Below are 16,962 nucleotides of genomic sequence, written 5' to 3' on the forward strand. Positions count from 1 at the left end.
GACAGGCCGTAGCGCGCGATCACCTCCCGCAGCGGGGGAAGTGGCCGCAGCGGCGGCAGCGCCGGGGTCATCGTCCTTCGGCGCGCCGGTCCGCCATCGCCGCCGCCATCCGGATCGCGGCAATCGTCGCCCCCGGCTCGGCCCGGTCCTGCCCGGCGATCGTGAAGGCCGTGCCGTGATCGGGCGACGTCCGCACGATCGGCAGCCCCAGCGTGACGTTGACGCCCTCGTCGAAGCTGAGCGTCTTCAGCGGGATCAGCGCCTGATCGTGATAGGGGCAGAGCACCGCATCGTAGCCGACCCGCGCGCGCGGGTGGAACAGCGTGTCCGCCGCGAACGGCCCGCGCGCGTCGATGCCGTCGGCGCGCAGCTGCGCCAGTGCGGGCGCCATCACCTCAATCTCCTCCCGCCCCAGCGCGCCGTCCTCGCCGGCGTGCGGATTGAGCCCGGCAAAGGCGAGCCGCGGCGCCGCCACGCCGAAATCGCGGACCAGCGCGCGCGCGGTGACCCGGGCCTTGGCGAGAATCAGCTCGGCCGTCAGCAGCCCCGACACGGCGGCGAGCGGCACATGCACCGTCAGCGGCACGACCCGCAGGTCCGGCCCGGCCAGCATCATCACCGCGCGCGCGGGCGGCACGCCGCAGCTCTCGGCCACGAACTCGGTCTGCCCCGGATGGTTGAAGCCGGCGGCATAGAGCTGCGCCTTCGAGACCGGTCCCGTCACCAGCGCCCGCGCCGCGCCCGAGCGCACCAGGCCGACCGCCGCCTCCAGCGCCTGCAGTGCGCAGCGTGCGCCGTCCCGGCCGGGCTCACCGGGCGTGATCTGTCCGGCACCGTCGATCGGCATGATCGGCATTGCGCGGGCGAAGGTGGCCACCGCCTCGTCGATGCCGCGCACCCGAGCGACGGGGCCGGTCCAGACCGCCTCGACCGCGTGCGGATCGCCCAGCACCACGAACGGCGGCAGACCATGCGCGTCGCGCATCATCCAAGCCTTGGCGATCACCTCCGGCCCGATGCCGGCCGGATCGCCCATCGAGATGGCGAGAGGCGTCACCCGGCGCGCCTGCTCAGCGATACTCGATCACCGCATCGCGGCGCAGGTCGCGCAGCTTCTGCTGCGCGCGCAGATTGACGCGGGTCTGCTCGAGCTGATCCTGCACCTGGTCGGCGCGCGGGAGCTGCGCCGCCTGCGTGTCGTCGCGCCCGCACAGCACCAGCGCGCGCACGCCCTCCTGCGGGTTGCCGAACGGCGGGGTCGCCTCGCCGATCTGCATCTTTAGCACGATCTCCTGCAACTGCGCCGGCAATTGACGCACGAGCACGGCGTCATTGTCCACCACTTCCGCGCCGAGCGCGCCGGCGCTCTTTTCGACCGTGCCGCAGCCGTGGATCGCTCTCAGCCCGGTGGCAAAGGCGCTGGCGCGGGCGGTGGCGTCGGCCTGCGTCGTGTTGGGCGGGAACTTGATCGTCAGCTGCTTCAGGCTGAGCTTGGCGTTGCGCGGATCGGCGGTGAGCACCTGGCGCTTGTCGGTGAGGTAGAGGATCGAGAAGCCGCCCGAGTTCTCGATCGGCCCGGCGACCTGGCCGACCTGCATTCCCTGCGCTGCCTGGGCGAGCTCGTCGGGCAGGGTGTTCGCCCGTACCCAGCCGAGATCGCCGCCGGTGCCCTTGGTGGATGCCTCGCTATACTGGCGCGCGAAATCGCCGAACGGCCGCTGCCCCTTCTGAATCTCGGCCAGCATCGCGCGCGCATTGGCGAAGACCTGCTGCTCGTTGCTGGCGTCCGCGCGCAGGAAAATCTCCTGGATGTTGAACTCCTGCGTGCCCTGCGCCGCCTTGAGCCGATCAAGGATGCCCTTCACCTCGGCGTCGCCGACGTTGGTGGTCGGCTCGATCTTGCGGCGGAGATAGCGCTGCCAGGCCAGCTCCGCCTCGATCTCGCGCTTCAGGGTGCGGTCGGACGCGCCGACCTTGCGCAGGAAGTCGGGCAACTGCGCCGCCGTGGTGTGGAAACTGCTCTGCGCCGTGCGCGCGACCGCCTGGTTGATCTCGGCCTCCGTGACGGTGATGTCGGAGGCCTTCGCTTCCTGGATCTGCAACGTCTCGTCGATCAGCTGCCGCAGGATCTGCAGGCGCAGGCGGTCGCGCTCGTCGCCGGTGACCTTCGCCACGGGCACGTTGTTGTAGAAGGCGATCAGCGCGAGCCGCTGGTCGACGTCCGTGCCGGTGACGACCGTGTCGTTGACGATCGCGGTCGGCTTGCGCACATTGGGGTCGAGCTTGCCGAAGATCTGCAGATTCGCCGGGATGTCGAGCGAGGATTCCGGCACGCTCTGGTCCTGCACCGCCTGCGCCTGCGCCGCCGTCGTGGTGGCCAACGCCGCCAGCGCCAGCGCGCGGCCGGCTCGCCGTCCAAAGCTCTTCATCACCCGCTACCACTCCCGCACGCCCCGCGCGCGCTCTACATCAGGGTCCGCGCTCTGTCGGGAGCACCCTGAACCGGCGCTTAGCGGCCGAGGCTGGTGAAGGCCAGCGTCAACAGGAAGCTGTTGCCGCGCTTGGCGTCGCCGGTGTCCTGGTAATCGCGCCGCCACGTCAGCCCCAGCCGGATGCAATCGTCCTCATATTGCACGCCGAGGCGATGGCGAATGGGATCGAAGCCGTCGGCGAGCGAGAGCGGGTCTTCCTCGCGATCGGTGAGATCGATCACGGTCGAGCCGAACACCGACCAGAAGCGCCGGATCTGCACGCGCCCGGCCAGCCTGACCTCCTCGCGATCCTGCAGGTCCTCGATCGCGGGGAAGATGTTGCGGTCCAGCCGCAGGTAGCCGACCAGCGCGTAAGTGCTGCGCGATCCCACCGTCGCGTCCACCTCGTTGCGGCGAAAGGCAAGGGTGTCCTTGTCGAGCCGGTAGCGATGGACGATCGAGACCAGGTCGCGGAAGCGAAACTCGGTGCGCCCGGTGATGTCCGAAAAGCGGCCGGACAGGCCGGTGCCGTCGGGCAGGATGGTCGGGCGGTCGTCCAGACGGTAGCTCTGGCCGGCGATGGCGTCGATGCGGATGCCCGGCAGGTCGAGCGCCCATTCCGCACCATAGGTGACGCGCGTCGAATCCTCCCAGCGGTCGTAGCCGGGAAAGCGGTTGAGCGCGAACAGGTTGCTGTCGTCCAGATCGACGGCGCGGCTGTCCTCGTTGGGCAGCGACAGGTTGGCGATCCGCGGCGAGGCGACCACCTGCAGCCGCGGCGTGAAGCGCTGCGTGCCTGCGCCCAACGGCCCGATCAGCGGCCAGCGCACGTCCACCGCCAGCGCGCCGATCGCGCGGGTGTGGAAACCCTCCAGCCCGCGATAGCTGGCGACCGTCGTGTCCAGCACGTCATGCGTATTGTAGAGGTCGCCGCGCGCGAAGGCGGTGAGCGTGATCTCCTGACCCGCCGCGGTCAGCCGCCGCAGGTCCCAGCGCACGCTGGCGAAGGCGCGCTGCGTGTCCTGCCCGTCGGTGCGGCTGAGCGCGAGCGAGTTGAGCTGCAATTCCAGCCGGCCCCCGATCAGCCCGGGCGTGACGAGCCGGCGATAGTCGATCTCCGGCAGCGCGATCGGCTGCATGCCCTGGGGGTCGGCGACCCGCAGCGTCTGCACCGCCCAGCCGTCGATCGAGAAATAGCTGTCGGCGTCGATATGCTCCAGGCTCGCGGTCGAGCGCAGGCGATCGTCGAACGAGATATCGTAACGGCGCAGGAAGGTGCGGTCCGTCGTGAGGCGCAGCGAGCCGCTGGCGGTCCATTCCGGCGTCAGCTGGTAGCGGGCGACGCCGTCCAGATAGCCGCGGAACGCCTGCTCGGTATCGCTCGGCGTGATGGTGTTCAGGTCGTCGCTGCGCCGGCTGGCGGTGGCATAGCCGGTGATCCGGAACGCGCCCGACGTCCCGAGCGCGTCATATTGCGCCTGCATCATCGGCAGCACGGCGGTGAACAGATGCGGGGTCAGCGTCAGCCCGCGATTGGGGCCGAGCGACAGGTAATAGGCAGGCGCGACCTCCAGCCCGTTGGTGCGGCTGAGGCGGATGATCGGCGTCAGCAGGCCGCTGTCGCTATGGCCGCCGACCGGCACGCTGAGCTTCGGGAGCGGCACCGCCGGCAGGCCGAACAGGTGGAAATGGCCGCTGACGAAGTAGATGCGCTCGCGCTCGGGACGGTAGGTGACGCGCAGCGCCGTGATCTGCCAGCTCGGCTGCTTGGGACAGCCGGCGCTGTCGGCCACTGCACACGGCGTGTAGGCGGCATGATCGAGGTTTAGCGTCCCGTCCTCTTCGCGCCGCCCGCGCGCCGCGGCGAAGCGGCCGCCGCGATCGAGCACGACCAGCATGTTGTCGACGACGCCGTCCTTCAGGCTGTCGGTCAACGCGATGGAGTCGCCATAGGCGATGTCGCCCTGAGGGTTGGCGACCGCGACGTCGCCGGTCGCCACCACCTTGCCCGTCTTGCGGTTCCAGACGACCTTGTCGGCGCGCAATCGCTGGCCTTCGCGCGTCATCCGCACCTCGCCGGTCGCGGTCACCACGTCGGCGTCGCTGTCGTAATCGAGCGCGTCGGCGGAGAACTGCACCTGTTTCGGGTCGGCGGGCGGCGGCGCATCGGTCGCAGACACCGGCGGCGCCGCGACGGGATGCGCCTGCAGGTCCTGCGCGCATGCGGGCGACGCGAGCGCCGCCACCGTGGTCAGGAGGCAGCTCGCCGACAGGCAGGAACGCAACATGGAAAGCGGGCGACCCTTTCGGCGGCGAGGCGGCGCCGGCCTATCGCAGCCGCCCCCCGGCCGCAACACGCGCGCCTTGCCAGCGCGGCGACGGGGAGTAGAGGACGCCGATTGCCATTCTTCGGGACGTTTCCGCACATGCAGATCACCTTCGCGCCCGCCGCCGACGCTGCGGCCGTCCTCGCCCTGCCGGTCGAGAAGGGCGGTCTCGTGCAGGTCGGGTGGGAGACGGCGCCCGGCGCGCGCCCGCTGGCGGAGGCGGCGGCCGCAGCGCACCGGTTCGACGGCGAGGCCGGTGCGATCGTCGAGCTGTTCGTGCCGACCGACGGCTCGCCGCGGCGCATCCTGCTGCTCGGCGTCGGTGACGGTGGCGAGGCGGATTGGGGCAAGGCGGGCGGCGCACTCACCGCCCGGCTGCTGACCAGCGCCACCGCGGCCGCCGTCGACCTCGCCGGCGCGTCGGCGACGCCGGCCGCCGTGGCGCGCTTCGCCGCCGCCGCCGCGCAGCGCAGCTGGCGCCACGATGCCTACCGCACCAAGCTGCCCGAGAGCGCCAAGCCGACGCTGGCGACGATCGCGCTGGTCCACGCGCCGGAGGGCGCCGAGCAGGCATGGAGCGGGCAGTCCGCCGTGACCGACGGCATGGCGCTGACCCGCCAGCTCGTCACCGAGCCGCCCAACCTGCTCTATCCGGAAACCTTCGTCGAGCAGGTGACGACATCGGTCGAGGGGCTCGGCCTCGAAATCACGGTGCTGGACGAGCCCGCGATGCACGCGCTCGGCATGGGCGCGCTGCTCGGCGTCAGTCAGGGTTCCGCGCGCGACGCCCGGCTCCTCGCGCTGAAGTGGAACGGGGCGGGGGAGGGCGATCCCGCGCTGGCACTGGTCGGCAAGGGCGTGACGTTCGACACCGGCGGCATCTCGATCAAGCCGGCCGCCGGCATGGAGGACATGAAGTGGGACATGGGCGGCGCGGGCGCGGTCGCCGGCGCGATGAAGGCGCTCGCCGCGCGCAAGGCCAGGGCGAACGTGATCGGCGTGATGGGGCTGGTCGAGAACATGCCCGACGGCAACGCCATCCGGCCGGCGGACGTGCTGACGTCGATGTCCGGCCAGACCATCGAGGTGCTCAACACCGACGCGGAAGGGCGGCTGGTGCTGTGCGACTGCATCACTTGGGTCCAGCGCACGCATCGGGTGAAGGCGATCGTCGACCTGGCGACGCTGACCGGGGCGATGATCGTCAGCCTCGGCAACGAATATGGCGGCCTGTTCTCGAACGACGACGCGCTGGCGGAGCAGCTGCTCGCCGTGGGGCTGGCGACCGACGACAAGCTGTGGCGCTTCCCGCTGTCGGCCACCTACGACAAGCTGCTGGAGAGCCCGATCGCCGACATGAAGAATATCGGCCCGCGCGGCGCCGGCTCGATCACCGCGGCGCAGTTCCTCCAGCGCTTCGTCGACGACGGCGTGACATGGGCGCATCTCGACATCGCCGGCATGGTCTGGTCGGACAAGCCGGGCACGCACCACGACAAGGGCGCGACCGGCTATGGCGTCCGCCTGCTCGACCGGTTCGTGCGGGACAATTTCGAGGGGTGAAACTCTCCCCTCCCGCTTGCGGGAGGGGTCGGGGGAGGGCGTGTCGGGAGCAGGTTTGCAAGCCCTCCCCCAGTCACGCAAGCGGGAGGGAGTTGCGATGCAGGTCGACTTCTACCACCTTACCGTGCGCCCGCTGGAGCAGGTGCTGCCCCGCATCTGCGAGCTAGTCCTCGCTAGCGGCGGCCGCCTGCTGATCGTCGCCGCCGACGACGATCAGCGCGCCGGTCTTGACCGCCTGCTCTGGAGCTACGCGCCCGACAGCTTCCTTCCCCACGCGCTGCTCGGCGCGGGCGAGGACGCCGACCAGCCGATCCTGCTCGCGCCCGACGTGAACGCCGCCAACCGCGCCCGCCACATCGCGCTCGCCGACGGCGAGTGGCGCGACGCGGCGCTCGACTTCGACCGCGCCTTCCACTTCTTCGACGAGGCGTGCATCCGCCCCGCCCGTGCCGCCTGGAAGGCGCTCGGCGACCGCGACGGCGTGGAGCGCCGCTACTGGAAGCAGAATGACGCGGGACGGTGGGAGCAGGCGGCGTAGTTGCAATGCGGGAAGGGCCCGACTACGGCCGCCGCCACTTTCCCCATCATCAAGAACAGGAGCCGCGTGACCGCCATGGCCGCGAACCGGACGTTTTCGATCATCAAGCCCGACGCCACGCGCCGCAACCTGACCGGCGCGGTCACCAAGATGCTGGAGGAAGCGGGGCTGCGCGTCGTCGCGTCCAAGCGCCTGCAGCTGACCACCGAGCAGGCCGAGGGGTTCTACGCGGTTCACCAGGAGCGGCCCTTCTTCGCCGATCTGGTGAGCTTCATGACCTCCGGTCCCGTCGTGGTGCAGGTGCTGGAGGGCGAGGACGCCGTGCAGCGCAACCGCGACGTGATGGGTGCGACCAACCCGGCCAACGCCGCGCCCGGCACGATCCGCAAGGAGCTGGCGGAATCGATCGAGGCGAACACCGTCCACGGTTCCGACAGCGACGAAAACGCGGCGATCGAGATCGCGTATTTCTTCCGGCCGGAAGAGATCGTCGGCTGATGGACTGGCGGCTGCGGCGAGCCTCGCCCGGGGACGCCGCGGCCGTGTCGCTGGTTGCCTCGGCGGCGTTCCTCGAAGCGTTCGCCGGCATCCTGCCCGGCGCCGACATCATCGCGCATTGCTCGGCGAACAACGCGCCCGCCAACTTCGCCGCCTGGGCTGCCGATGGCGAGAGCATGGTGACGCTCGCCGAGCATCCGGACGGCGGCGCGCCGGTTGGGTATTCGCTGCTCACCGCCCCGGACTTCCCGATGCCGACCGGCCCTGAGGATATCGAGCTCAAGCGCATCTACACGCTGGCGGGGACGCATGGGACGGGGCTCGGCCCGGCGCTGATGGCGCGGTCGCTGGCCGACGCGCGCGCGCTCGGCCGCACGCGCATGCTGCTCGGCGTCCATCCCGGCAACCTCCGCGCTCGCCGCTTCTACGAGCGGGAGGGCTTCCGCGTGATCGGCGAGCGCATGTTCCAGGTCGGCAGCCTGGTGATGCACGACCCGGTCTACGCGCTCGACCTGTAACTAGGGCTTCTCGCGCGCCCAGGCTGCGTCGAGCGCGGCCTGATCCCCACCGTGCCGACGCAGGCGCAGGCCCGTCAGCCTCAGCGCGCGCCCGCGCAGCAGCCGCGCCTCCGTGCGCCACACGACATCGTAGAGGCCGCGCGCGGTGCGGGTCGTGTCGCCTTCGACATAGCTGGCGGTGACGAGCACCGGCAGCCGGCCGGTGCGGGCGTCCGCCCCGTGATCGGTCAGCTTCAGGAGCGTCCCGGCAAAGGGCGAGGAGTCGATCACGGGATCGCCCGCGGGGTGCTGGGCGGCAACGGCCAGCGCCTTGGGGTAGGCGATCGTCACGTCGCTCAGCGCATGCCTGGGATCGGCCAGCAGCAGCGATCGGCCGCCTCCGGTCACCGTCGCGCTGAGATCGACGCGCGCCTCGGCCTGCGCCCGGCTCGCCGCGGTCGCCGCGCGGTCCGCCGCCGCCTCGCGCCGGTCGGCATAGGTGACGTAGAGCGACAGCGCGGCGATCACCACGCCCGCCACCGCCACCAGCTCCGCCAGGTTGATCCAGCGCCGCCGGGTCGCCTGCTGCTCGCGCGTTTCGCTCATCGCCCGCCCGCCTCCAGCAGCCGCGGCGGCGCGACCAGCTCCCAGCTCGTCGCGATCCGGTCGGCGATGCGATCCCAGTCCGTGTCCGGCCGATCGATCCGCATCCCCACCCAGCCCGACGGGCCGAGATAGGCTGGCTGGTAATAGCAGTCCGGGTCCATCTCGATCAGCATCGCCTGCTCCTCCTGGCCGGAGGTCTTCACCATCACCGCGTGCTCGCCGTCGCCATGGTGATCGTTCCAGACATGGGCGAAGAACCTGCCGCCCTCGATATGGAAGCCCGGCGCGCCGTGACTCGGCCGTTCCGCCGCTTCAGGCAGCTTGAGGGCGATCGCGCGAACGCGGGCGAGGGGATCGCTTATGGGATCGGGCATCGGCTCACGAACTCCGCCAGGACACGCGGATATAGCGCGTGTTCGGCCGCCAGCACACGCGCCGCGAGCGTGTCGGCGTCGTCGCCGGGCAGCACCGGCACCCGCGCCTGTCCCAGCACATCGCCCGCGTCCAGCTCGTCGGTGACGAGGTGGACGGAGCACCCGGCCTCCCGATCGCCCGCCACCAGCGCCCGCCGGTGCGTGTCGAGGCCCCTGTAGAGCGGCAGCAGCGACGGGTGGATGTTGAGGATGCGGCCCTGCCAGGCGGCGACGAAGGCGGGCGAGAGCAGCCGCATGTAGCCCGCCAGCGCGATCACCTCGACGCCTGCGGCACGTAGCGCCGCATCCAGCGCCGCCTCGAACGCGGCCTTGCCGATCCCCCTGGGCGACGACGCGAAGGTCGCCAGGCCGGCCTCGTGCGCCCAGGCGAGGCCGGCGGCGTCGGGCCGGTCGGACGCGACGATCGCGACCTCGTATCCGTCCGCTTGCTCCACCAGCGCCCGCATGTTGGAGCCGCGCCCGGATAGGAGCACGCCGACGCGTCGGGCACCTGCCACCACGCTCACGCACCGGCCGGAGTGAGAGCGGCGACGCACCCGGCCCGGTCGGTCCAGGTATTGGCTCGGTCAGCGCCCGACCAGGCCGCGATCGACCAATAGCGCGCGCCCACCAGCCGGCGGAGCGAGAAGCGATGGCGGTGCGTATCGATCGGGTCGCTCGCCTGCGGATCGCCACGCTGGCCGACCCATTGCCGTTCCCAAACCACCGGCAACCGCGTCCCCGTCGAGGCCAGCAGGACGCCGCGATATTCATCGACTCCGATTGGAACGATCCCGACGGCATCCGGGATGCCCCGCTGCGTCGCGCGCGCCGTCCGCGCGATCGCGCCATCGACGGTCTGGAAGGCCGTCTCGGCACAGCGCCGTCGTGCCGACGCGCGCAGCCGCGCCTTCGATCGGTCGGATGTCCGGCAGCAGCTGTCCGGGAGCGCATAGCGGGTCCAGTCGGTGCCGACCGTCGTCCACTGCGAACGGTTTCGCCGTTCATCGTCCGCCGCGACGAGCAGCGGGATGCCCAGCGCGTCGATGCGACCGATCGCATCGGGCGGCATCGAGGCGACGATCGCCTCCGCCGGCGCGATGTCCCCGGCCAAATTCGCACTGCGCTTGACCACCGCCAGATAGCCACGCTGGCCAGCGATGTAATGCTGGTAGGCGGGATTCGGGGGTGCTCCGTTGCCGCCACCAGCCGCGATCACGCCGCAGAGCGCGGCCAGCGTCACCATCCTAGGCAGCATGGGTCGCCCGCCAGTCCTCGCGCGCCGACCACGTTCCGCGCGCGCCGCCGACCGTGCAGCCGCGCTCGCCCGCGTCGATCCGCCCGATCACGAACACCGTCTCGCCCGCGCCGGTCAGCGCGGCCGTCACCGCGTCCGCGTCTTCCGCCCCGGTCACGACGACCATGCCGATCCCGGCGTTAAAGGTCCGCGCCATCTCCTCCGGCTCGATCGCGCCCTGCGCCTGCAGCCATGCCATCAGCCGCGGCTGTTCCCATGCGTCCGCGTCGATGTTCGCGTGACACCCCGCCGGCAGCACGCGCGGCACATTCTCCAGCAGCCCGCCGCCGGTGATGTGCGCCAACCCCTTCACCCGACCGGCGCGCAGCAGCGGCAGCAGGCTCGCGACATAGATGCGCGTCGGCGCCATCAGCACGTCGATCAGCAGCCGGTCGCGGTCGAACGGCGCCGGCCGGTCGAGCCGCCAGCCCTTGTCCGCCGCCAGCCGCCGCACCAGCGAGAAGCCGTTGGAGTGGACGCCGGATGACGCCAACCCCAGCACCACGTCGCCCGCCGCGATCGTCGCCCCGGTCAGCAGCCGCGTTCGCTCGACCGCGCCGACCGCGAAGCCCGCCAGGTCGTAATCGCCCTCGGCATACATGCCGGGCATCTCCGCGGTCTCGCCGCCGATCAGCGCGCAGCCGGCCTGCCGGCAGCCTTCCGCGATCGAGGCGATCACCCGCTCCGCGATAACGCCGTCGAGCCGTCCGCATGCGAAATAATCGAGGAAGAACAGCGGCTCCGCGCCCTGCACGATCAGGTCGTTGACGCACATCGCGACCAGGTCGACGCCGACGCCAGCATGCCGGTCCCATTCGATCGCCAGCTTCAGCTTGGTGCCGACGCCGTCGTTCGCCGCGACCAGCAGCGGGTCCGCGAACCCCGCCGCCTTGAGGTCGAACAACCCGCCGAACCCGCCCAGGTCCGCGTTCGCCCCCGGCCGGCGCGTCGCGCGGGCGAGCGGCGCGATCGCGCGCACCAGCGCGTTTCCCGCCGCGATCGAGACGCCGGCGCGGGCGTAGCTGTAGGGTTCCTCGGCCATGGCGTCCCGCTACCCGCAAGCCGCTTCCATTTCCACGCCCCCTTCGCCAAAAGCAGCGGCCATGCGCATGCGCCTGCTCATCGCGTTTATCGGGGCCGCCCTGGCCGCCGCCGCGATCGCGCAGATCGAGGGCGGCGATCGCGGCGTCGCGCCGGTCGCGAGCACCGGCGTCTACGAGGTCTCCGGCATTGCCGTCGACGTCGCGGCCAAGACCGCCGACGAGGCGCGCTACGGCGGCTGGCGACTGGCGGAGCGCAAGGCCTGGGGCCAGCTGGCGAAGCGGCTCGGCGGCGACGGCGCGGGGGTCGGCGACGCCATGCTCGACCAGCTCGTCGCCGGCATCGTCGTCGAGAACGAGCAGATCGGGCCGACCCGCTATATCGCCCGGCTCGGCGTTCTCTTCAATCGCGCGCGCGCCGCGGCGCAGCTCGGGGTCACCGACTATGCCGCGCAGTCCGCGCCGATGCTGGTATTGCCGATCGAGGTGACGGGCGGCGTCTCGCGCGTCTTCGAACAGCGCACCGACTGGCAGGCCGCCTGGGCGCGCTTCCGCTCGGGCGACAGCAGCATCGATTATATCCGGCCGGCCGGCACCGGCGCCGATCCGCTGCTGCTCGACCATGGTCAGGCGGGACGGCGCGGGCGCGGCTGGTGGCGCACGCTGCTCGACCAATATGGCGCGTCCGACGTGCTGGTGCCGACCGTCCGGCTCTATCGGCAATGGCCCGGCGGGCCGGTGATCGGCGTCTTCGAGGCGCGGCACGGGCCGGACAACGACCTGATCGACAGCTTCACGCTGCGCGTCGGCAGCACCGACGGCGTGGCGCAGCTGCTCGACGCCGGCGTCACGCGGATGGACGCGACCTACACGCGTGCGCTCGCCGCGGGAGCGCTCACCCGCGATCCGACGCTCAGCCCGCCGCCGCAGCCGCAGCCGCTTTCGACCGACGATGTCGGCGACCTGATCGACGCGACCGACACGCCCGCGGTCGACGCGGGCGGGTTGCAGGGCATCGCCGTCACGCTCCAGTTCGATTCGCCCAGCGCCGCCGCCGTCGCCAATACCGAGGGGCTGGTGCGCGGGCTGCCCGGCGTGCGCTCCGCCGCGACGACCAGCCTGGCGCTCGGCGGCGTGTCGCTGATGCGCGTCGAGCTCGACGGCGACCCGATCGCGTTGCGCACGGCACTGGAATCGCGCGGCTTCCAGGTGTTCGGCCAGGGCCAGACGCTGCGCATCCGCCGCAGCCAGCTGCCCCCGCCCGACCTGCCGCCGGACGGCGGCACGGCGGGATGAGCCAGATCGCGCTGCCGCTCGGCTGGCCGCCCCGGCCGCGCGAGGACGCGTTCATCGTCACACCGTGCAATGCGCGCGCCGCACATCTGCTCGATCACTGGGGCGCGTGGCCGGTCATGACGGCGCTGCTGGTCGGCCCGCGCAAGTCCGGCCGCAGCCTGCTCGCCCGCATTTTCGCAGCGAAGAGCGGCGGCGCGGTGATCGACGATGCCGAGCGCGCGCCCGAAGAACACCTCTTCCACGCCTGGAACCAGGCCCAGGCCGTCCGTCGCCCGCTGCTGCTCGTCGCCGATCTGGCTCCGCCTGCGTGGCCGGTTGCGCTCCCCGACCTGCGCTCCCGCCTCGGCGCGGGCGTGGTCGCCGCGATCGAGCCGCCCGATGACGCGCTGGTCCGCGCGCTGCTGGTCGAGCTGTTCGGGCGCCGTGGCCTGGATGCGCGGCCCGAGCTGATCGACTGGCTTGCGCCGCGGCTGGAGCGCAGTCATCTGGCCGTCATCCGGGCGGTGGACGCGCTGGACCAGGAGGTGCTGGAGACGCGCAAACGCCTTTCCGTTCCGCTCGCCCGCACCACGCTGGCGGCGGCGGGGCTGATCGCCCCCCCTGCGCGTTCGGAGGATGCATGACCCGCCGTTCCTACCTCGCCCGGCTTACCGACCCCGACGACGACGCGTTCGAGAGCGCGGCCGCCGGCGAGCGCTATTTCAACCGCGAGCTGAGCTGGCTCGCCTTCAACCGTCGCGTGCTGGAGGAGGCGTCCAACCCCGCGCATCCGCTGCTGGAGCGGCTGCGCTTCCTGTCGATCTCCGGCTCCAACCTGGACGAGTTCTTCATGGTCCGCGTCGCCGGGCTGAAAGGCCAGCAGCTGCAGGACGTCGATCGCCGCTCCGCCGACGGGCTCACCGTCAGCCAGCAGCTCGCCGCCGTCATCGCCGCCGCCGACGCGCTGATGGCGGACCAGCAGCGGGTGTGGGCGGATCTGCGCGAGCGGCTCGACGAAGCGGGGCTGTTCGTGCTCCGCCGCGACGCGGTCGACAGCGCGACCGCCGGGTGGCTGGAGACCTATTTCCGCGAGCAGGTCTTCCCGACGCTCACGCCCCAGGCGCTCGATCCCGCGCACCCGTTTCCGTTCATCCCCAACAAGGGCCTGTCGCTGATCTTCGATCTGGTGCGCCGGTCGGACGGCGAGCCGATCCGCGAGCTGGTGATGCTGCCGGCCGCGACGCCGCGCTTCGTGCGGCTGCCGGGCGAGCCGGCGCGGTTCGTCTCGGCCGAGGCGGTGGTGAAGCGGTTCGCGCCGGTGCTGTTCCCCGGCTACGACGTGCACGGCTGCGCCACCTTCCGCGTCCTGCGCGACAGCGACATCGAGATCGAGGAGGAGGCGGAGGACCTGGTCCGCTATTTCGCCAACGCCATCAAGCGCCGCCGGCGCGGTCGCGTCATCCGGCTGGAGCTGGAGACCGGCACCGCCGACGCGCTTGCTGCGGCGTTGAAGGAGGAGCTGGGTGGGGCGGCGGCGATCATCACCGAATCGGGCCAGCTGCTCGGGCTGGCGGACCTGGAGAGCCTGGTCGAGGAAGACCGGCCGGACCTGAAGTTCCCGCCCTTCACTCCCCGCTTTCCCGAGCGCATCCGCGAATTCGACGGCGACTGCTTCGCGGCGATCAGCGCCAAGGACATCGTCGTCCACCACCCGTACGAGACATTCGAGGTCGTGCTCGCCTTCCTGAAGCAGGCGGCGGCGGACCCGGATGTGGTCGCCATCAAGCAGACGCTCTACCGCGCGGGCAACCAGCCCGCCGTGATCAACGCGCTGATCGCCGCCGCCGAGGCGGGCAAGTCGGTGACGGCGGTGGTGGAGCTCAAGGCGCGCTTCGACGAAGAGCAGAACCTGCGCTGGGCCTCGGCGCTGGAGCGCGCGGGCGTCCAGGTCGTCTACGGTTTCATCGACTGGAAGACGCACGCGAAGGTCGCGATGGTGGTGCGGCGCGAGGGCGGGCAATTCCGCACCTATTGCCACTTCGGCACGGGCAATTACCACCCGGTGACGGCGCGCATCTACACGGACCTGAGCTTCTTCACTGCCGACCCCGTCGTCGGGCGCGATGCGGCGCAGATGTTCAACTACATCACCGGCTATGTCGAGCCGACCGCGATGATGAAGGTCGCGATCAGCCCGCGCGACCTGCGCCCGCGCCTGACCGCGCTGATCGACGCCGAGATCGCGCACGCCCGCGCCGGCCGCCCGGCCGCGATCTGGTGCAAGCTCAACAGCCTGGTCGATCCCGCCGTCATCGAGAAGCTGTACGAGGCGAGCGGCGCGGGTGTCGAGGTGGAGCTGGTGATCCGCGGTATCTGCTGCCTGCGCCCCGGCATGCCCGGCCTGTCCGAGCGCATCCGGGTGAAGTCGGTGGTCGGGCGCTTCCTGGAGCACAGCCGCATCTGGGCGTTCGGCAACGGTGGCGCCTTGCCGAATGACGCAGCGCTACTGTTCATCTCGTCGGCGGACTGGATGCCGCGCAACTTCGACCGGCGCGTGGAATACATGCTGCCGATCGACAATCCGACCGTCCACGATCAGATCCTCGATCAGGTGATGGTCGCCAACCTGATCGACAACGAGCAGAGCTGGGAACTCGGCCCGGACGGCGAGTACACGCGGGTGACGCCCGGCGAGCGCCCGTTCAACCTCCACCGCTACTTCATGACCAACCCCAGCCTGTCCGGCCGCGGTGCGGCGGTGGAGGGCCATGAGGTGCCGACGCTCTCGCTGAGACGGCGGCGATGAGCCCGACACGTCATGCCGGCCTTGTGCCGGCATCTACCAAGGTGCGAACAATGCGCTTGATGACGGCTCGGCGCGCGTGGGCATGGCGTGGATGCCGGCACAAGGCCGGCATGACGGTATAGCATGGCCTCGCTGCTCTTCCGCAAGTCCGTCGTCGCGCCGCCGTCCGCGGCCGATCAACCGCGCACCGCGATCATCGACATCGGCTCCAATTCCATCCGCCTGGTGGTCTATCAGGGGCCGCCGCGGCTGCCTGCGATCCTGTTCAACGAGAAGGTGATGGCCGGCCTCGGCCGCAGCCTCGCCGCGACCGGTGCAATCGACGCGGCGGCGCTCGCCACCGCGCGCGGTGCGCTCGCCCGCTTCGCCGCGGTGGCGCGCGCGATGGCCGCGACGACGGTGCGCACCGTCGCCACCGCCGCCGTGCGCGACGCCGCGAACGGCGCGACGCTGCTCGCCGACGCGCACGCGCTCGGCCTCTCGGTCGAGCTGCTGACCGGTGAGCAGGAGGCGGTGGCCGCGGGCGAGGGCGTGCTCTCCGCCTTTCCCGACGCGGACGGGGTGGTCGGCGATCTCGGCGGCGGCAGCCTCGAGCTGGTCCGCGTGGTCGCGGGAACGGTCACCGACCGCGCGTCCTTTCCGTTCGGCGTCCTGCGCATCCCCGCGCTCCGGGCCAAGGGCGGCAAGCCCTTCGAGCGCCACGTCGCCGGGCGGCTGGAGGCGGCGGGCTGGACCGGGCGGGGCAGGGGATTGCCCTTCTATCTCGTCGGTGGATCGTGGCGCGCGCTGGCGCGGCTCGACATGGACCTGTCGGATTATCCGCTGCCGATCATCCATGGCTATGTGCTCAGCACCGATGCGGTCCTGCGCCTGACGCGCGCGGTACCGCAGATGGGCAAGCAGCGGCTGCGCGCCGTGCCCGGGCTTGCCGCCGCCCGCGCCGCGACGCTGGGCCCTGCGACGGCGCTGCTCGCCGTGCTGCTCCGCCAGCTCGACAGCAGTGGTGCGACCGCCTCCGCCTTCGGCCTGCGCGAGGGTCTGCTACATGCCAAACTTGACCGTGAGACGCGCGCGCAGGACCCGCTGATCGTCGCGGCCCGCGAGGAAGGTCGGGTACTCGGTCGCTTCCCTGAACATGGGGACCTGCTCCATCGCTGGATCGCGCCGCTCTTCGCCGACGAGCCGCCGGCGACGGCGCGTCTGCGTCATGCGGCATGCCTGCTCGCTGATGTCGGCTGGCGTGCCAATCCGGAGTTCCGCGCCGAGCGCGGGCTGGAGGTCGCGCTGCACGGAAATTGGGTGGCGATCGACGCCGCCGGGCGCGGGCAGCTGGGGCAAGCGCTCTTCGTGGCGCTGGGCGGGCAGGGCTCGCCCGACCCGTTGCCGCGACTTGCCACACCTGCGGCGCTGCGTGTCGCCGCCGCCTGGGGCTCCGCCATCCGCCTCGGCCAGCGCCTGTCAGGGGGCCTGGCGGCGCCGCTGGAGGGCTCGCGACTCGCGCTGGCGGCCGGCGCCCTGGTCCTGTCGCTGGACGACGCCGCGCTCTATGGGGAGACGGTGCAGAAGCGCCACGAGGCGCTGGCGCAGGCGCTGGGGCTCAGGCCGGCGCTCGACGTGTCGCCCCGCTGACG

The 16,962-nt window shown here is 71.5% G+C and carries 16 protein-coding genes; 8 read left to right on the top strand and 8 right to left on the bottom strand.

Annotated elements, in window-relative coordinates; translation table 11 throughout:
• Positions 1–67: 67 nt before the first annotated feature.
• From pdxA to ACFE64_RS00015, 3 genes are all read right to left on the bottom strand, one after another.
• Positions 68–1,036 carry a 4-hydroxythreonine-4-phosphate dehydrogenase PdxA gene (pdxA, locus tag ACFE64_RS00005; protein WP_375390472.1) on the bottom strand — a complete coding sequence of 323 codons (969 nt, stop codon included), beginning with the start codon at positions 1,034–1,036 and terminating at the stop codon, positions 68–70.
• A 34-nt stretch (positions 1,037–1,070) separates the two neighbouring features.
• A complete protein-coding gene (locus ACFE64_RS00010; protein ID WP_375390389.1) occupies positions 1,071–2,429 on the bottom strand; it encodes a peptidylprolyl isomerase in 1,359 nt (452 codons plus the stop codon).
• 80 nt (positions 2,430–2,509) lie between these two features.
• The gene (locus ACFE64_RS00015) at positions 2,510–4,759 is read right to left on the bottom strand and encodes an LPS-assembly protein LptD (protein ID WP_375390390.1); all 2,250 of its coding nucleotides are present in this window, start codon (positions 4,757–4,759) and stop codon (positions 2,510–2,512) included.
• 138 nt (positions 4,760–4,897) lie between these two features.
• On the opposite strand from ACFE64_RS00015, the gene ACFE64_RS00020 reads away from it, so the two are divergent.
• The 4 genes from ACFE64_RS00020 (at position 4,898) to ACFE64_RS00035 (ending at position 7,915) form a co-directional block, all read left to right on the top strand.
• Entirely contained in the window at positions 4,898–6,361 is a 1,464-nt protein-coding gene (locus ACFE64_RS00020; RefSeq protein WP_375390473.1) for a leucyl aminopeptidase, read from the top strand.
• 97 nt (positions 6,362–6,458) lie between these two features.
• A complete protein-coding gene (locus ACFE64_RS00025) occupies positions 6,459–6,899 on the top strand; it encodes a DNA polymerase III subunit chi (RefSeq protein WP_375390391.1) in 441 nt (146 codons plus the stop codon).
• Positions 6,900–6,974: 75 nt separating this feature from the next.
• Positions 6,975–7,397, top strand: a complete 423-nt coding sequence (gene ndk / locus ACFE64_RS00030) for a nucleoside-diphosphate kinase (RefSeq protein ID WP_375390474.1) — start codon at positions 6,975–6,977, stop codon at positions 7,395–7,397.
• A 44-nt stretch (positions 7,398–7,441) separates the two neighbouring features.
• Positions 7,442–7,915 (top strand): GNAT family N-acetyltransferase, encoded by a 474-nt coding sequence (locus tag ACFE64_RS00035; protein ID WP_375390392.1) that lies wholly within the window; start codon positions 7,442–7,444, stop codon positions 7,913–7,915.
• On the opposite strand, the gene ACFE64_RS00040 is transcribed toward ACFE64_RS00035, so the two are convergent.
• The 5 genes from ACFE64_RS00040 to purM are packed head-to-tail and all read right to left on the bottom strand — an operon-like array spanning position 7,916 to position 11,252.
• Positions 7,916–8,500: a hypothetical protein gene (locus ACFE64_RS00040; RefSeq protein WP_375390393.1), complete on the bottom strand. Its 585-nt coding sequence runs from the start codon at positions 8,498–8,500 to the stop codon at positions 7,916–7,918.
• On the bottom strand, positions 8,497–8,874 hold the full coding sequence (locus ACFE64_RS00045; RefSeq protein ID WP_375390394.1) for an MmcQ/YjbR family DNA-binding protein: 378 nt from the start codon (positions 8,872–8,874) through the stop codon (positions 8,497–8,499). The genes ACFE64_RS00040 and ACFE64_RS00045 overlap by 4 nt, the downstream gene beginning before the upstream one ends.
• Positions 8,859–9,380: a phosphoribosylglycinamide formyltransferase gene (purN, locus tag ACFE64_RS00050; protein ID WP_375390475.1), complete on the bottom strand. Its 522-nt coding sequence runs from the start codon at positions 9,378–9,380 to the stop codon at positions 8,859–8,861. Before purN ends, ACFE64_RS00045 begins: the two co-directional genes overlap by 16 nt.
• A 56-nt stretch (positions 9,381–9,436) precedes the next feature.
• A complete protein-coding gene (locus ACFE64_RS00055) occupies positions 9,437–10,171 on the bottom strand; it encodes a hypothetical protein (RefSeq protein WP_375390395.1) in 735 nt (244 codons plus the stop codon).
• Positions 10,161–11,252: a phosphoribosylformylglycinamidine cyclo-ligase gene (gene purM, locus ACFE64_RS00060; protein ID WP_375390396.1), complete on the bottom strand. Its 1,092-nt coding sequence runs from the start codon at positions 11,250–11,252 to the stop codon at positions 10,161–10,163. Before purM ends, ACFE64_RS00055 begins: the two co-directional genes overlap by 11 nt.
• Positions 11,253–11,313: 61 nt before the next feature.
• On the opposite strand from purM, the gene ACFE64_RS00065 reads away from it, so the two are divergent.
• From ACFE64_RS00065 to ACFE64_RS00080, 4 genes are all read left to right on the top strand, one after another.
• Complete coding sequence (locus ACFE64_RS00065) at positions 11,314–12,546, top strand: heavy-metal-associated domain-containing protein (RefSeq protein WP_375390397.1); 1,233 nt, start codon at positions 11,314–11,316, stop codon at positions 12,544–12,546.
• A complete protein-coding gene (locus ACFE64_RS00070; RefSeq protein WP_375390398.1) occupies positions 12,543–13,169 on the top strand; it encodes a chromosomal replication initiator DnaA in 627 nt (208 codons plus the stop codon). Before ACFE64_RS00065 ends, ACFE64_RS00070 begins: the two co-directional genes overlap by 4 nt.
• Positions 13,166–15,331 carry an RNA degradosome polyphosphate kinase gene (locus ACFE64_RS00075; RefSeq protein ID WP_375390399.1) on the top strand — a complete coding sequence of 722 codons (2,166 nt, stop codon included), beginning with the start codon at positions 13,166–13,168 and terminating at the stop codon, positions 15,329–15,331. Before ACFE64_RS00070 ends, ACFE64_RS00075 begins: the two co-directional genes overlap by 4 nt.
• A 123-nt stretch (positions 15,332–15,454) precedes the next feature.
• On the top strand, positions 15,455–16,960 hold the full coding sequence (locus ACFE64_RS00080; RefSeq protein ID WP_375390400.1) for a Ppx/GppA family phosphatase: 1,506 nt from the start codon (positions 15,455–15,457) through the stop codon (positions 16,958–16,960).
• Positions 16,961–16,962: the final 2 nt, after the last annotated feature.

The organism is uncultured Sphingomonas sp., assembly GCF_964250165.1.
In the GTDB taxonomy this organism is placed as follows: Bacteria; Pseudomonadota; Alphaproteobacteria; order Sphingomonadales; family Sphingomonadaceae; genus Sphingomonas.